The sequence below is a fragment of the Myxococcus sp. AS-1-15 genome (assembly GCF_020037055.1).
Taxonomy (GTDB): Bacteria; Myxococcota; Myxococcia; order Myxococcales; family Myxococcaceae; genus Myxococcus; species Myxococcus fulvus.
Window position 1 is genome coordinate 54,064 of record NZ_JAIQDF010000003.1, and the last position, 13,323, is coordinate 67,386.

The following is a 13,323-nucleotide window of genomic DNA, read 5'->3' on the forward strand; positions in this document are numbered from 1 at the left end:
GACGGGTGGACGCTTGTCACCCGGGCCGCGCCCTGGATTCATGGCCCTCATGACCACCCATGACTCCACGCTGCTCGCGGCGGCCGTCGTCGAGAGCCAGGCCGGCTACACGCAGTCGATTCGCACCGGCAAGCACCACTTCCAGGCGGACGAGCCCGCGGCGCTGGGCGGCGCGGACCAGGGCCCCGCGCCCTACCAGTTGCTGGTGGGCTCCCTGGGCGCGTGCACCGCCATCACGTTGAAGATGTACGCGGCGCGCAAGGGCTGGGAGCTGAGCCCCTTCACCGTGAAGCTCAAGCTGTTGCGCGAGAACGATGTGGAGCGCGTGGAGCGAGTGCTCTCGGTTGGCCCCGCCATCACCGAGGAGCAGAAGGCGCGCCTGCTCGAAATCGCCGCGAAGACGCCCGTGACGCTCACGCTCTCTCGGGCGCTGCGCATCGACACGACCTTCGCGCCGACACCCTGAATGCTCGGAGCGCCCCATCCACGGCGGGGCGCTCCTCGACCACGCCTCAGGCCGGCGCCGCGTCCGGCTGACGGTCCGGGTGCGCCGCCTGGAAGGCGGGATGCTCCGCGCACGCGGCCTCGATGCGCAGCAGCGTCGGGTACGGAGACAAGTCCAACGCGAACCGACGCGCGCCATACAGCTGCGGCACCAGGCACACGTCCGCCAGCGACACGGTGTCCCCCACGCAGAAGCGTCCCGCCGTGGGCTGCACCATCGTCTCCAGCGCCTCCAGGCCCCGGGCGTTCCAATACGCGCCCCACGCCTTGTCGTCGCCCTTCAGCTCGCTCTTGATGCGCTGCAACACCGCCAGGTTCTGCAACGGCTGCATGCCGGAGTTCACGTACTCCGCCATCATCCTCGTCCGCGCCCGCAGGTAGCTGTCCTCCGGGAACAGCGACGGCGTGGGGAAGCGCTCCTGCAGCAACTCCACGATGGCGAGCGACTGCGACAACCTGCGCTCCGTGCCGTCCGCCTCCGTCCACTCCAGCGTGGGCACCGTGCGCATCGGATTGACCGCCCGGTACGCGTCCGAGTTCTGCTGCCCACCGTCCTTCAGCAGGTGCACCGCCACGTACTCGAAGGGCAGGCCCTTGAGGTGCAACGTCAGGCGCACCCGCCACGACGCGGAGCTGCGCCAGTAGTTGTGCAGCCGAAGGCCCTTCATGGGACCTTCACCACCTTCTGGGAGATTCGCCCGAACACGCTCTGCCCGTCCTCACCCGACATCTCGATGTCGATGGTGTCCCCGGGCTTCATGAAGGGCGTCCTCGGCTTGCCCTCCTCGATCGTCTCGATCATCCGCTGCTCGGCCAGACACGAGATGCCCCGCGCGCGGTCCGCGTTGGACACCGTGCCGCTGCCCAGGATGGTGCCCGCCGTGTAGCTGCGCGTCTTGCACAGGTGCTGGATGAGGTCGAAGAAGGAGAAGTGCATCTCCGGGCCCGCGTCCGTGTCGCCCACCTGCACGCCGTTGAGCACCGAGCGCATGCGCAGGTGCACCCGCCCCTCGCGCCACGCCGAGCCCAGCTCGTCCGGCGTCACCGCGAACGGACTGAACGCCGTCGCCGGCTTGCTCTGGAAGAAGCCGAAGCCCTTCGCCAGCTCCTCCGGGATGAGGTTGCGCAGCGAGACGTCGTTGGCCAGCATCAGCAGCTTGACGTGCTTGCCCGCGTCCTCCGCCTTCGTCCCCTGCGGCGTGTCGCCGAGGATGACGCAGACCTCGCTCTCGAAGTCCATGCCCCACGCCTCGTCCGCCAGCGGGATGTCCGCGGTGGGCGCCAGGAAGTCACCCGAGCCACCCTGGTACACCAGCGGGTCCGTCTTCAGCGTGGCCGGCGGCTCGGCGTTGCGCGCCTTGCGCACCAGGATGACGTGGTTGATGTACGCGCTGCCGTCAATCCACTCGTACGCGCGCGGCAGCGGCGCATGCAGCGCCTTCACGTCCAGCGGACGGCTCTGCACACTGTCCGTCTCCAGCTGCTGGGCGAGCGCGCGCAGCTGCGGCTCCTTCGTGTCCCAGTCATCCAGCGCCGCTTGCAGCGTCAGCGCCACGTTGGTGGCCAGCGCATAGGCCGAGTTGTCCCGCTTGACGACGATGAGCCGCCCGTCACGGGTTCCATCCTTGAGCGTCGCGAGCTTCAATCCCGGGCTCCCCGCGGCCCGGTGGATACAGCGGGGGCCGCCTCATGAGCCCGGCTTTTCCGCCGGGGCTCTCGGGGAGTCAAGCTTCGGGTGCAGCCCGCGAACGCTCTCGGCGGAAAACTACCAGCAGCTCGACCGCGCCGGCAGTCGCGCGAAGTAGTTGTTGCCCAGATTGCTGTCCCACTGGCCGCCGGCCGTCGCGGCCACGTGGATGTCCCACGCGTTCTGGTTGCCGTTCTGGTCGAAGGCATAGAAGAACAAGTCGTTCTCCACCGCCGAGGGCTGCTCGCACACCCAGACGCCCTCCTGGCCTCCGGCCGCGAAGTGCGCGTTGCACAGCGGCGTGTTCATGTACCGCATGCACTTGGTGCACGCGCGCGGCCCCGCGTTCAGGAAGACATAGGCGTCGTTGTTCGCGCCCGCGCTCGCGGCCAGCGTCTGCTGACGGCCGTTGAGGCTGACGTAGATGGAGATCTGATGGTCCGGGTACAGGCCCCGCAGGAAGCCCCGGTAGCTGACGGTGAGCGTGGCCAGCCGGCCGGGCAGCCGGCGCGTGTGGCGGATGACCTCGAAGGGCCCCGTCGTCACGGAGTCGTAGACGCTGCAGATGGGGTAGTCGGGCGGATAGTCAGAGGCGCGCGCGGAGGCGAAGGGGAGCAGCAGGGACAGCGCGAGCGCGGCCAGCAACGTCTGCGAGAACTTCGTCATGGAGCAGGTCCTCAGGGGGAGGGAAGGAGCGGCGACTTCACGCACCGGCGTAGCATGTGCCACCCACCTGCCGGAAGGTCGGCCCCCTGCCCCGTCGCCCGCCGGACGACGTGCGGGCACACCCGAGTCAGACGCGCCCGCCCCCCCGCTGTCCGAGCAGCCTGCCCGCATGGCCGAGAAGCAGGAGGGAAGCGGAGCGCGTGCGGCTGTTGAAGGCTGAGTCGGCGCACGGGAAGCGTGCTCCGGCCACTCCCTTGGCGGCGCCCGTCCGACACCCAACGTTGCCGGGAAGGACGGGACGCGCGGCCAACCACGGCGCCTTTGCGTCGCGGGGTGGAGCGCGAGGGCACTGAATGGCTGAAGGCATCCAATCCGCCAGCGCCGTTCCAGGAGAGCCGCGGCCGGGCCGCCGACTGGGCCACCGGTTCGAGCTCGTCCAGCGTCTGAAGGTCGGTCGGGGAATCTCCACGTGGGCCGGTGTGGACGTGCGCACCGGGGAGCGCGTGGCCATCAAGGTGACCTCCACCACGGCGCTCGTCCCCGCCGCGCGTCACCGCATGGAGCACGAGGCCGCCACGCTCGCGCGGCTCGACAGCCCCTTCATCGTCTCCGTGCGCCACATCGGCACCTCGGAGGACTGGCTGTACCTGGTCACCCCCTGGCTGACGGGAGAGTCCCTGGAGGCGCGCCTGGAGCGCGGCGTGCTGAGCGTCCCCGAGGCGCTCGCGCTGGGCCGGGGCCTGTTGTCCGCGCTGGCCGAGGCCCATCACCACGGCGTGCTGCACCGCGACGTGAAGCCCGCCAACCTCATCGTGTCCGGCGAGCCGCTGTCGCGCGCCACCCTGATTGATTTCGGGCTCGCCCGCAGCGAGCGCCTGGATGCGTCCCTGCGCGACCTGCCGGTGGGCACCGCGCGCTACCTCTCCCCGGAGCAGGCGGGCCTGCTGCACCGCCCCGTGGAGGCCACGTCGGACCTGTACTCCACGGGCGTCGTCCTCTTCGAGTCGCTGGCCGGGGTCCCCGTCTTCACGGGCGACTCGGTGGGCGAGGTCCTCCGGCAGCACCTGTCCGCGCGGCCCCGGCTGCGCGCGGTGGGCGTGGACGCGCCGCGCGCCTTGGAGGAGCTGGTCTCGCGCCTGCTGCAGACGGACCCCTCGGACCGCTACCAGTCGGCCGCCTCCGCGCTGGCGGACCTGCTGGAGCTGGAGGACGCGCTCTCCCAGGGCCACGCGGAGCCGGAGCTCATCATCGGCGCGAGGGACGCCCGGCGCAGCCTCACCGAGCCCTCCTTCGTCGGCCGCCACGAGGAGGTCGCCACGCTGGAGCGCGAGCTCGAGCGCACGCTGACGGACCCGGGGCGACTGGTGGTGGTGGAGGCCGAGTCCGGCGGCGGCAAGAGCCGGCTGCTCGAGGAGCTCTCCGCCCGCGCTCCAAGACACCACGCGTGGGTGCTGCAAGGACAGGCGCAGGACCAGGCGGCGCGGCGGCCCTTCCAGCTGTTCACCGGCGTGGCCTCGGCCATCACCCAGGCGCTCGCGGCGCGGCCCGCGCTGGCCGAGGCGCTGCGGGGGCGGCTCGCCGGACAGGAGGCGGGGCTGTGCACGGTGCTGCCGCAGCTGGAGCCGCTCCTGTGTCCCGCGCCGCACGCCTCCGCGCGGGCGCTGGGGCCCGAGTCCCTGGGTGAGAGCCGCGGCATCCAGGCACTCACCGCGCTGCTCGGCGCGCTGGGCACGCGGGACGAGCCCGCCGTGGTGGTGCTCGACGACTGTCAGTGGGCGGATGAGCTGACCCTGCGGGCCCTGGAGGGTTGGTCCCAGGCGAGGCGACAAGGACAGGGACGGGTGCTCGTCATCGTCGCCTTCCGTGGCGAGGACATCGGCCCCACGCACGTGCTGCGCAAGCTGGCGCCCACGGTGCACCTGCGCTTGTCCGCGCTGGGCGCGGCGGAGGTGACGCGCCTGACGGAGTCCATGGCGGGCACGCTGCCCCGCGAGGCCACGGAGCTGGTGACGCGGCTGTCCGAGGGCAACCCCTTCATGGCGAGCGCGGTGCTGCACGGGCTGGTGGAGGACGGCGTGCTGGTGCCGGGGCCCTCCGGCTGGAGCGTGGAGCCGGCGGCGATGGCGCACGCGCGCTCGTCCCGACAGGCCGCGGGGTTCCTGGTGCGGCGTCTGCGTCTGTTGCCCCTGGCCTCGCGGCGCCTCTTGTCGGTGGGCGCGGTGCTGGGCAAGTCCTTCGAGCTGTCGCGCCTGGAGGCGCTGTCGGGCGTGTCCCGCGAGGACCTGAGCGCCGCGCTGGAGGAGCCGCGTCGCCGACACATGCTGTGGGAGGAGGGCACGCGCTACACCTTCGTGCACGACAAGCTGCGCGAGGTGCTGCTGGACATGCTGACGCCGCAGCGACGGCGGGAGCTGCACCGGCAGGCGGCGCGCTCGGCGGCGGCCCAGCCGACGAAGGACTCGTTCGAGCTGGCCTACCACTTCGACGCGGCGGGTGAGTACACGCAGGCGCTGCCCCACGCGCTCGTCGCGGCGGAGCTGGCGCGCGGGCGGTTCGCGCTGGAGTCCGCGGAGCTCAACTACCGCATCGCCGAGCGCGGCGCGGCGGGCGCGGACGCGGGCACCCGCTTCCGCGTGGCGGCGGGCCTGGGCAACGTCCTCATGCTGCGCGGCCGCTACGAGGAGTCCCGTCAGCAACTGGAGCGCGCGCAGTCACTGGCGCGGGAGAAGCAGGAGCAGGCGCGCATCCTCGGCCAGCTGGGTGAGCTCGCCTTCAAGCGCGGCGACTTCGGCGAGGCCACGGTCGCGCTGGAGCAGGGCCTGAAGCTGATGGGACGCTGGGTGCCGCCCCGGGGCGTGCTCACCGGCGCGAGCGCGGCGTGGGAGATCCTCGCGCAGGCCGCGCACACGGTGGCGCCGCGCTGGTTCCTCGCGCGGCGTCCCATCGAGGGCGGCACCGAGGACCTCCAGGCCGTGCGGCTCTACAGCCGGCTCGCGTATGGCTACTGGTACCGGCGTGGCCGCGCGGCGGTGCTGTGGGCGCACCTGAGGGACCTGAACCTCGCGGAGCGCTATCCGCCCACGCCCGAGCTGGCGCAGGCGTACTCGGAGCACTCGCCCGCGCTGACCACCCTGCCCTGGTTCGAGCGGGCCTACGCGTACGCGGAGAAGTCGCTGACCCTGCGCCAGGAGCAGAACGACATCTGGGGCCAGGGCCAGACGCTGCACTTCTACGGGCTCGCCTGCTACGCGTCCTCGCGCTTCGAGGACTGCATCGAGAAGTGCACCCAGGCCATCCGGCTGCTCGAGCGCACCGGAGACCCGTGGGAGGTGAACAACGCCACGTTCCAGGTGGCCATGGCCCTCTACCGCCTGGGCCGGCTGCGCGAGTCGCTGGAGACGAGCCAGCGGCTGCACGCGGCCGCGCTCGCGCTGGGGGACCGCTACTCGGTGCGGCTGGGCCTGGAGGCCTGGGCGAAGGCGTCGGACGGGAGGCTGCCGGGCGCGCTGCTGGAAGGAGAGCTGACCAACCCGGACCAGCCGGACCCGCAGAGCTTCGCGGGCGTGCTCCAGGCGGACGCCCTCCACCGGATGCGCCAGGGCGACGCGGCGGGCGCGGTGGCGGTGCTGGAGCGCGCCGCGCGGCTCGTCGACGAGGCCCACCTGCGTCAGGAGTACGTGGCCCCCATCACCCCGCTGCTCGCCACCGCGCTGCGCCAGCTCGCGGAGGCCACCTCACCCCTGGCCGCCGGAAGGCGCCGCGCCCTGCTGGAGCGCGCCGAGAAGACGGCGAAGGCCGCGCATGCCCTGGCGCGCACCTACCGCAACAACCTGCCTCACGCCCTGCGGGAGCGGGCCCTGGTCGCCGCGCTGCGGGGCCAGGAGCGCCGGGCCCGTCAATGGCTCGAGCAGTCCCTCCAGGCCGCGCGCGACCTGAAGATGCGCCACGAGCACGCCCGGAGCCTGAAGGCGCGAGGAGAGCTGGGGCGCGCCCTCGGCTGGCCCGACGCGGAGGCGGACCTGTCCGTGGCCACGCGCGAGCTGGCGGAGATGGAGGAGGGCCTCTCGCCCGAGGTCGCGGAGCCGGGTGGCACCCGCGCGCTCTCGCTGGTGGACCGCTTCCCGCGCGTGCTGGAGGCGGGGAGGCGGCTTGCTTCGGCCCTGTCGCGCGAGGCGGTGTTCGAGGCCGTGCGCCAGTCCATGCTGGAGCTGCTGCGCGCCGAGCACTGCGCCATCGTGGACCCGCGCGTGCTCACCGAGGACGAGGACACCGAGGGCCCCAGCCGCACCGCCATCGCCCGCGCGATGGAGACGGGCCGCATCACCGTGATGGGCCAGGGCCTTCCGGGCGGGGCGAGCGAGAGCATGGAGCTCGCCGGGGTGCGCTCACTCTTGTGCGCGCCGCTCCAGGTCCGGGGCAAGACGGTGGCCTGCGTCCTGGCCACGCACCGTCAGGTGGGCGCGCTGTTCGGCGAGGTGGAGGAGCACCTGGCGGAGTTCGTCACCGTGCTCGCGGGCACCGCCCTGGAGAACGCGGAGAACTTCGAGGCCGAGCAGGAGGCGGTGCGCCGCCGCGACGATTTCCTCTCCATCGCCGCCCACGAGCTGAAGACGCCGCTCACCTCGCTGCAGCTCCACATCCAGGGGCTCCAGGCCCAGGTCCGCGCCAGCGGCGACGCGGGGCTGTCCCCCCGCAAGCTCTCCACCAAGCTGGAGTCCGCCTCCGCCCAGACGCAGCGGTTGGGGCGGCTGGTGAGCGACCTGCTGGACATCTCCCGGCTCGCCCAGGGGCAGCTGCACATCAAGCTCTCGGAGGTGGACCTGGTGGCGCTCGTCCAGGGGCAGCTGGAGCGCAGCCGCGAGGCGCTCGTGCGCGCGGAGTGCCCGGTGCGGCTCGACTCGCGAGTCCCCCGGCTCACCGGCTCCTGGGACGCGATGCGACTGGAGCAGGTGGTGGGCAACCTCCTCTCCAACGCGATGAAGTACGGCGCCGGCAAGCCGATTGAAATCACCCTGGGCGAGGAGAAGGGCGGACAGGCGCTGCTGCGGGTGCGCGACTCCGGCATCGGCATCGCCGACGAGGACCGCGCGCGCATCTTCGGCCGCTTCGAGCGCGCGGTGTCGGTGCGACACTACGGCGGCTTCGGGCTGGGCCTGTGGATTGTCCGCGAAATCGTCCAGGCCCTGGGCGGCGCCATCGCCGTGGAGAGCACGCCGGGTGAGGGCTCCACCTTCACCGTCACCCTGCCCCGCGCCGGGCCTGCCTCCTCACCGCAGGAGTCCCCGGGCCCTCCGGTGCACTGAGTTCGTCAGCGGCGCACGAGCTCCAGGTAGATGACGTTGTCCTGGCCGTCCCGGAACAGCCGCACGGAGTCGAGCCGCTCCAGCGGCACCTCGCCGAGGAAGCCGCGCAGCTCATCCTCCTCGCGGTACAGGAGCCACCAGTCCATGAAGGCCTCCATGTAGCCGGTCTCCGGCGGGAAGCGCGCGAAGTTGGCCACCAACAGCCGCCCCCGCGCGCGCAGCATGTTGAAGAGCAGCCCCGTCAGCCGCGTGGCGACGGAGTCGGACAGGTAGTCGTACAGGCCCGCGGAGTAGATGAAGTCCAGGTCCGCGAAGGACTCCTTGCCCGCGAGCAGCGCGCGCACCGAGCCGCAGTGAGGCTTCACCACGTCGAGCGGCTGGTGGTGGGAGATCTCCGCCAGGCTCAGCGCATCCTGGTCGAACGCGATGAGCTCCCGCACGCGCCGCTCCCGCACCGCCGCCGAGGCCTCCGCCTCGCGCAGGTGGCCACACGCCACGGAGAGGATGCGCGCCTCGCCCGGCACCCGCTCGGCCGTGGCGTCCAGCTCGCGCGCGAGCAGGTCCCGCCGCTCGCGCACGCTCACCGCGCTGGGCTGCTGGTGCATGTACCGATAGATTTCCCGGCCCGCGTGGAGCTCGTCCGCGGCGTGGTCCAGGTAGAGGTAGTCGATGAGCGCCGCGTCGCCCGCGTACCCCCGGGGCCGCTCGAAGGCGCGGCGGGTGAAGGGACACTGGTGCAGGAACGAGCGCAGCGGGTGCTTGCGCGCGGTGTCCTGACAGAAGACCTTCCAGTCCTCCGGGCTCCAGCGGCGCCGCAGCGTGAGCAGCCCCAGGTGCAGCGAGTGCATGTCCTGGTGCAGCACGTCATCGTCGGCCTCCAGCATCCGCGCGTGGATGCCGTCGAGCCACACGCGAGCCTCCGCGAGAGCCTCCTCGGCTGGACGCTCCGGGACGGGCAGGACGAGTTGGTTGCGCTCGCGGTGACGGACAGGCTCGAGCGCGCGTCGGACCAGGGGCCTCTGGGGGTCTTGCATCGTCCAACACAACCCCGGAGGGCCCCGGCTCCTCTTCCCGCGAAAAACCCTCGCCCGCTCGCTCCTTGAAGCGGGCTCGCGAGCGCATGCAATCCCGCCCGACGTCGTTCGTGTACAAGGCGGGACACCGGGCGGCGACGCCGCTTCCGGGTTCCACACCCCCACTGGAGTCCACCATGCCGTCCTGGTTCACCGTGTCGCGGGCCATGGCCCTCGCGACCCTCGTCCCCTCCCTCGCGCTGGCCAATCCCGCCGCGCCCAAGGCCGCCGCGTCCGGCAAGGCCAAGGTCGAGCGCGCGTCCACGCGCCCCTCGAAGCACTACACCATCGAGCAGTTCATGAAGACGACCCTGATTCGGGGCGCGTCCTTCTCCTCCGACGAGCAGCGGGTGCTGTACTCGTCGAACCAGACGGGCATCTACAACGTCTTCTCCGCGCCGGTGAAGGGCGGCAAGCCCACCCAGCTCACCCGCTCCACCACGGACAGCACCTTCGCGGTGAGCTACTTCCCGAAGGACGACCGCATCCTCTTCACGCGCGACCAGGGCGGCAACGAGCAGCATCACCTCTACGTGCGCACGCCCGACGGGAAGGAGAAGGACCTCACCCCGGGCGACAAGCACCGCGCCGTCTTCTTCGGCTGGAGCCAGGACGAGGCGGGCTTCTACGTCCTCACCAACGAGCGCGACGAGCGCTTCATGGACCTGTACCGCTACGACGCGAAGACGTTCGAGCGCACGCGGCTGTACCAGAACGAGGACGGCCTGGACGTGGGCGCCGTGTCCGCGGACGAGCAGTGGCTCGCCCTGGAGAAGACCAACACCACGGCCGACAGCGACGTGTACCTGCTGAACCTCGCCACGAAGGAGCGCAAGCACATCAGCCAGCACCAGGGCACCGCCACCTGGAGCCCCGCCGAGTTCGACACCACCTCCACCGCGCTCTACCTCATCACCGACGAGGGCTCCGAGTTCACCCGCGTGGTGCGCTACGTGCTCGCCACCGGGAAGATGGAGGAGGTGGAGAAGACGGACTGGGACGTGATGTACACGTACTTCTCCCGCAACGGTGCGCTGCGCGTCACCGGCATCAACGCGGACGCCAGCACCGTCATCCGCGTGCAGGACACGAAGACGGGCAAGCAGCTGGAGCTGCCCCGGCTGCCCGAGGGTGACATCACCAGCGTGTCCATCGGCCGCGGTGAGAAGCGCCTGGCCTTCCACCACCGCGGGGACCGCTCGCCCAACAACCTCTACGTCTTCGACCTCACGACGAAGAAGGCCACGCGCCTGACAGACAACCTCACCACCGAAATCGACGCCAAGGACCTGGTCGACGCGGAGGTGGTGCGCTTCAAGTCGTTCGACGGGATGGTGATTCCCAACATCCTCTTCAAGCCGCACCAGGCCACCGCCCAGACGCGGGCGCCCGCGCTCATCTGGGTGCACGGCGGCCCCGGTGGCCAGTCCCGCAAGGGCTACAGCCCGATGATTCAGTACCTGGTCAACCACGGCTACGTGGTGCTGGCCATCAACAACCGGGGCAGCTCCGGCTACGGCAAGACCTTCTACACGGCGGATGACCAGAAGCACGGCAAGGAGCCGCTGCTCGACTGCGTGGAGGCGAAGAAGTACCTGGCCAGCCTGCCATACGTGGACGGCGAGCGCGTGGGCATCATCGGCGGCAGCTACGGCGGCTACATGACGCTGGCCGCGCTGACGTACCACCCGGGCGTCTTCAACGTGGGCGTGGACATCTTCGGCGTGTCCAACTGGCTGCGCACCCTCAAGAGCATGCCCGCCCACTGGGAGTCACGGCGCCAGGCGCTCTACCAGGAGGTGGGCAACCCCCAGACGCAGGAGGCGATGCTGCGCGAAATCTCCCCCCTGTTCCACGCGGAGAAGATTCGCCAGCCGCTGCTCGTCATCCAGGGCGCCAATGACCCGCGCGTGCTGCAGGCGGAGTCGGACGAAATCGTCCAGGCGGTGCGCAAGAGCAAGGTCCCCGTCGAGTACGTCCTCTTCCCCGACGAGGGCCACGGCTTCACCAAGAAGAAGAACGAGGAGGAGGCCTACTCCCGCACCCGCGCGTTCCTCGACCAGTACCTCAAGAAGCCCGCCAGCGGCCCCACCAACTAGGCCCCCGCGTCCGGTGCGCGTCCGAAGCCGCGCGCACCGGCGCCTGCTCGGGCTCCACCTCGCGCGACGCTGCGTCCCCGAGCGCCTCCAGCAGGGCCTCCATGGACGCGAAGCGCTGCTCGGGGCGCTTCTCCAGACACCGCCGCACCACCGCCTCCACCGCTTCCGGCACGGCCAGGTCGGGCCGCAGCTCCGAGAAGCGCGGAGGCATTTCCTTGTGGTGGGCGAAGACGAGTTCGAGCAGGTCATCCGACTCGAACGGCACCCGCCCCATCAGCATGTGGAAGAGCACCCCGCCCAGCGAGTAGATGTCCCCGCGCGCGTCCGCCACGTGCCGCGCCCGCTCCGGCGCCATGTACGCGGGCGCGCCGAGCCCCGCGTCGCCCTCGGTCAGCTCCCGCACCGACAGCCGGGCCGACTCCGACATCACGGGCCGCGTGCGCCCGAAGCCGCGCAGCTTCACGTGCGCCCCCGCCTCCTCCACCAGCACGACGTTGCCCGGGGACACGTCCCCGTGCACCACGCCCCGCTGGTGCGCCTGACGCAGGGAGCGCCCCAGCGCCCGGGCCCACGCCACCGCCCGCGCCCACGGCAGCGGCCCCGAGGCGAGCACCTCCTGCAGCGTGCGCCCCTCCAGCCACTCCGTGGCCACGAACAGCGTCCCGTCCTCCAGCCGCCCCGCGTCCAGCACGGTGACGGTGTGGGGATGGGCGAGCCTGGCCGCGGCGCGGGCCTCCTGGAAGAAGCGGCGCGGGGCCTCCAGGTCCTCGAAGGGCGCGCCCAGCACGCGCAGCGCCACGGTGCGCTCCAGCGGGAGCTGGAGGGCCCGGTACACCCGCTGCGTGCCCGGACCCTCCAGCGGCGCCACCACCTGGAAACGGCCCTGCAACACCTGCCCGACGAGCGGGTCCGCGCCCCAGGCCGTGGGGGTGCTGGGGCTTGCCTGTCGGTCGGTGCGCATCATGAGGGGCCTCGCTCTTCGACTTGCGTCAGGCCCGGAGCGGGTTCACCGCCGCCGGGCACTCCCAATACGTGTACTCACAGGTCTCCAGGCGCTCATCGCAGGGGACCTTCACCACCGTCATCAGCTCGCACGGGTGACGGGGTGCTTCCGTCTCCCGCGCGCCTATCGCCCGTGCGTCCTCGCTCCGGACGGCCTTGGGAGCCTCGGGCGGAGCCACCACGGCCCGGCGCTCCGTCCTGCCCTTGCCATGCGCCGACACCGGCGCCTGGGCTTCCCGTCGTGCCTCTCCGGCGGGCAAATCCCCCGGCGGACAGGCTCCCGGCAGCAGCCCCGGCACGGTGCCCAGCACCGCGCCCAGGACATACAGCTTCCTGTTCATGTAACCCCCTTGCCGGCTCGAACCGCCGGCCACGCCCTACGACGCAGGCCAGTACCGGTTCGGCGGCAGGGACGTCACTAGCCGGGGGGTCTGACATTCCCGGCGCTTCTGGACAGGGTGGCCTTTGCCACCCGTCTTCGGGGGCAGGTGAAGCGTCGGGTATCGGAGTGTCACCGGCTGAGGCTAGGATGGCACGCCTTCGGAGCCGTCACCGCCCATGCCATTCCAGATCACCGTTCACGCGCAGGACCGAATCCTCGAGGTCGTCTATCCCCCGCAGGTCACCTCGGCGGACCTCACCGAGTACCTCACGGAGGTGAAGAAGGCGATTGTCGGCTTCGCGGGGGAGTGGTCCGCGCTGGTGGACCAGTCCCAGCTGCGGGTGATGCCCACCGACGTGGTGGCCTCCATGGCGGCGCTCAACGCGTACGCGCAGTTGCACGGGATGAAGCGCTCGGCGCGGGTCGTCAGTGACGCCCCCTCCGGCCTGCAGGCGTGGCGGATGACGAAGCGGGCCATGCTCACCATCCCCACCCGCACGTTCGAGACGAAGCCGGAAGCCCTGGAGTGGCTGCGCAACCCCGAGGCGGACTGAAGCACCCCGCCCTGCGCGGCCCCGGCGTCTCCGGTAGAGTGTGAGCCCCGCCC

Annotated in this window: 10 protein-coding genes; 4 read left to right on the forward strand and 6 right to left on the reverse strand. The window is 71.4% G+C overall.

Annotated elements, in window-relative coordinates:
* Window positions 1-49 precede the first annotated feature (49 nt).
* The gene (locus K8625_RS09755) at window positions 50-466 is read left to right on the forward strand and encodes an OsmC family protein (protein WP_223782529.1); all 417 of its coding nucleotides are present in this window, start codon (window positions 50-52) and stop codon (window positions 464-466) included.
* 46 nt (window positions 467-512) lie between these two features.
* Here K8625_RS09755 and maiA read toward each other — a convergent pair whose 3' ends face one another.
* The 3 genes from maiA to K8625_RS09770 all read right to left on the reverse strand — a co-directional run bounded on the left by maiA (window position 513) and on the right by K8625_RS09770 (window position 2,857).
* Entirely contained in the window at window positions 513-1,172 is a 660-nt protein-coding gene (gene maiA, locus K8625_RS09760) for a maleylacetoacetate isomerase (protein WP_223782530.1), read from the reverse strand.
* Entirely contained in the window at window positions 1,169-2,149 is a 981-nt protein-coding gene (locus K8625_RS09765; protein WP_074953112.1) for a fumarylacetoacetate hydrolase family protein, read from the reverse strand. Before K8625_RS09765 ends, maiA begins: the two co-directional genes overlap by 4 nt.
* A 120-nt stretch (window positions 2,150-2,269) precedes the next feature.
* Window positions 2,270-2,857 (reverse strand): hypothetical protein, encoded by a 588-nt coding sequence (locus K8625_RS09770; RefSeq protein WP_141326173.1) that lies wholly within the window; start codon window positions 2,855-2,857, stop codon window positions 2,270-2,272.
* 353 nt (window positions 2,858-3,210) lie between these two features.
* On the opposite strand from K8625_RS09770, the gene K8625_RS09775 reads away from it, so the two are divergent.
* A complete protein-coding gene (locus tag K8625_RS09775; RefSeq protein WP_223782531.1) occupies window positions 3,211-8,160 on the forward strand; it encodes an ATP-binding protein in 4,950 nt (1,649 codons plus the stop codon).
* A 5-nt stretch (window positions 8,161-8,165) separates the two neighbouring features.
* Here K8625_RS09775 and K8625_RS09780 read toward each other — a convergent pair whose 3' ends face one another.
* The gene (locus K8625_RS09780) at window positions 8,166-9,194 is read right to left on the reverse strand and encodes a class I SAM-dependent methyltransferase (RefSeq protein ID WP_223782532.1); all 1,029 of its coding nucleotides are present in this window, start codon (window positions 9,192-9,194) and stop codon (window positions 8,166-8,168) included.
* A 176-nt stretch (window positions 9,195-9,370) separates the two neighbouring features.
* On the opposite strand from K8625_RS09780, the gene K8625_RS09785 reads away from it, so the two are divergent.
* On the forward strand, window positions 9,371-11,332 hold the full coding sequence (locus K8625_RS09785) for an alpha/beta fold hydrolase (protein ID WP_223782533.1): 1,962 nt from the start codon (window positions 9,371-9,373) through the stop codon (window positions 11,330-11,332).
* On the opposite strand, the gene K8625_RS09790 is transcribed toward K8625_RS09785, so the two are convergent.
* A complete protein-coding gene (locus tag K8625_RS09790) occupies window positions 11,301-12,296 on the reverse strand; it encodes a serine/threonine-protein kinase (protein ID WP_223782534.1) in 996 nt (331 codons plus the stop codon). The two genes, K8625_RS09785 and K8625_RS09790, sit on opposite strands and share 32 nt — an antisense overlap.
* Before the next feature lie 25 nt (window positions 12,297-12,321).
* Window positions 12,322-12,675: a hypothetical protein gene (locus K8625_RS09795; protein WP_141326168.1), complete on the reverse strand. Its 354-nt coding sequence runs from the start codon at window positions 12,673-12,675 to the stop codon at window positions 12,322-12,324.
* A gap of 217 nt (window positions 12,676-12,892) precedes the next feature.
* Between K8625_RS09795 and K8625_RS09800 the strand changes: the two genes are divergently transcribed.
* Window positions 12,893-13,270 carry an STAS/SEC14 domain-containing protein gene (locus K8625_RS09800; RefSeq protein WP_046716184.1) on the forward strand — a complete coding sequence of 126 codons (378 nt, stop codon included), beginning with the start codon at window positions 12,893-12,895 and terminating at the stop codon, window positions 13,268-13,270.
* Window positions 13,271-13,323 lie beyond the last annotated feature (53 nt).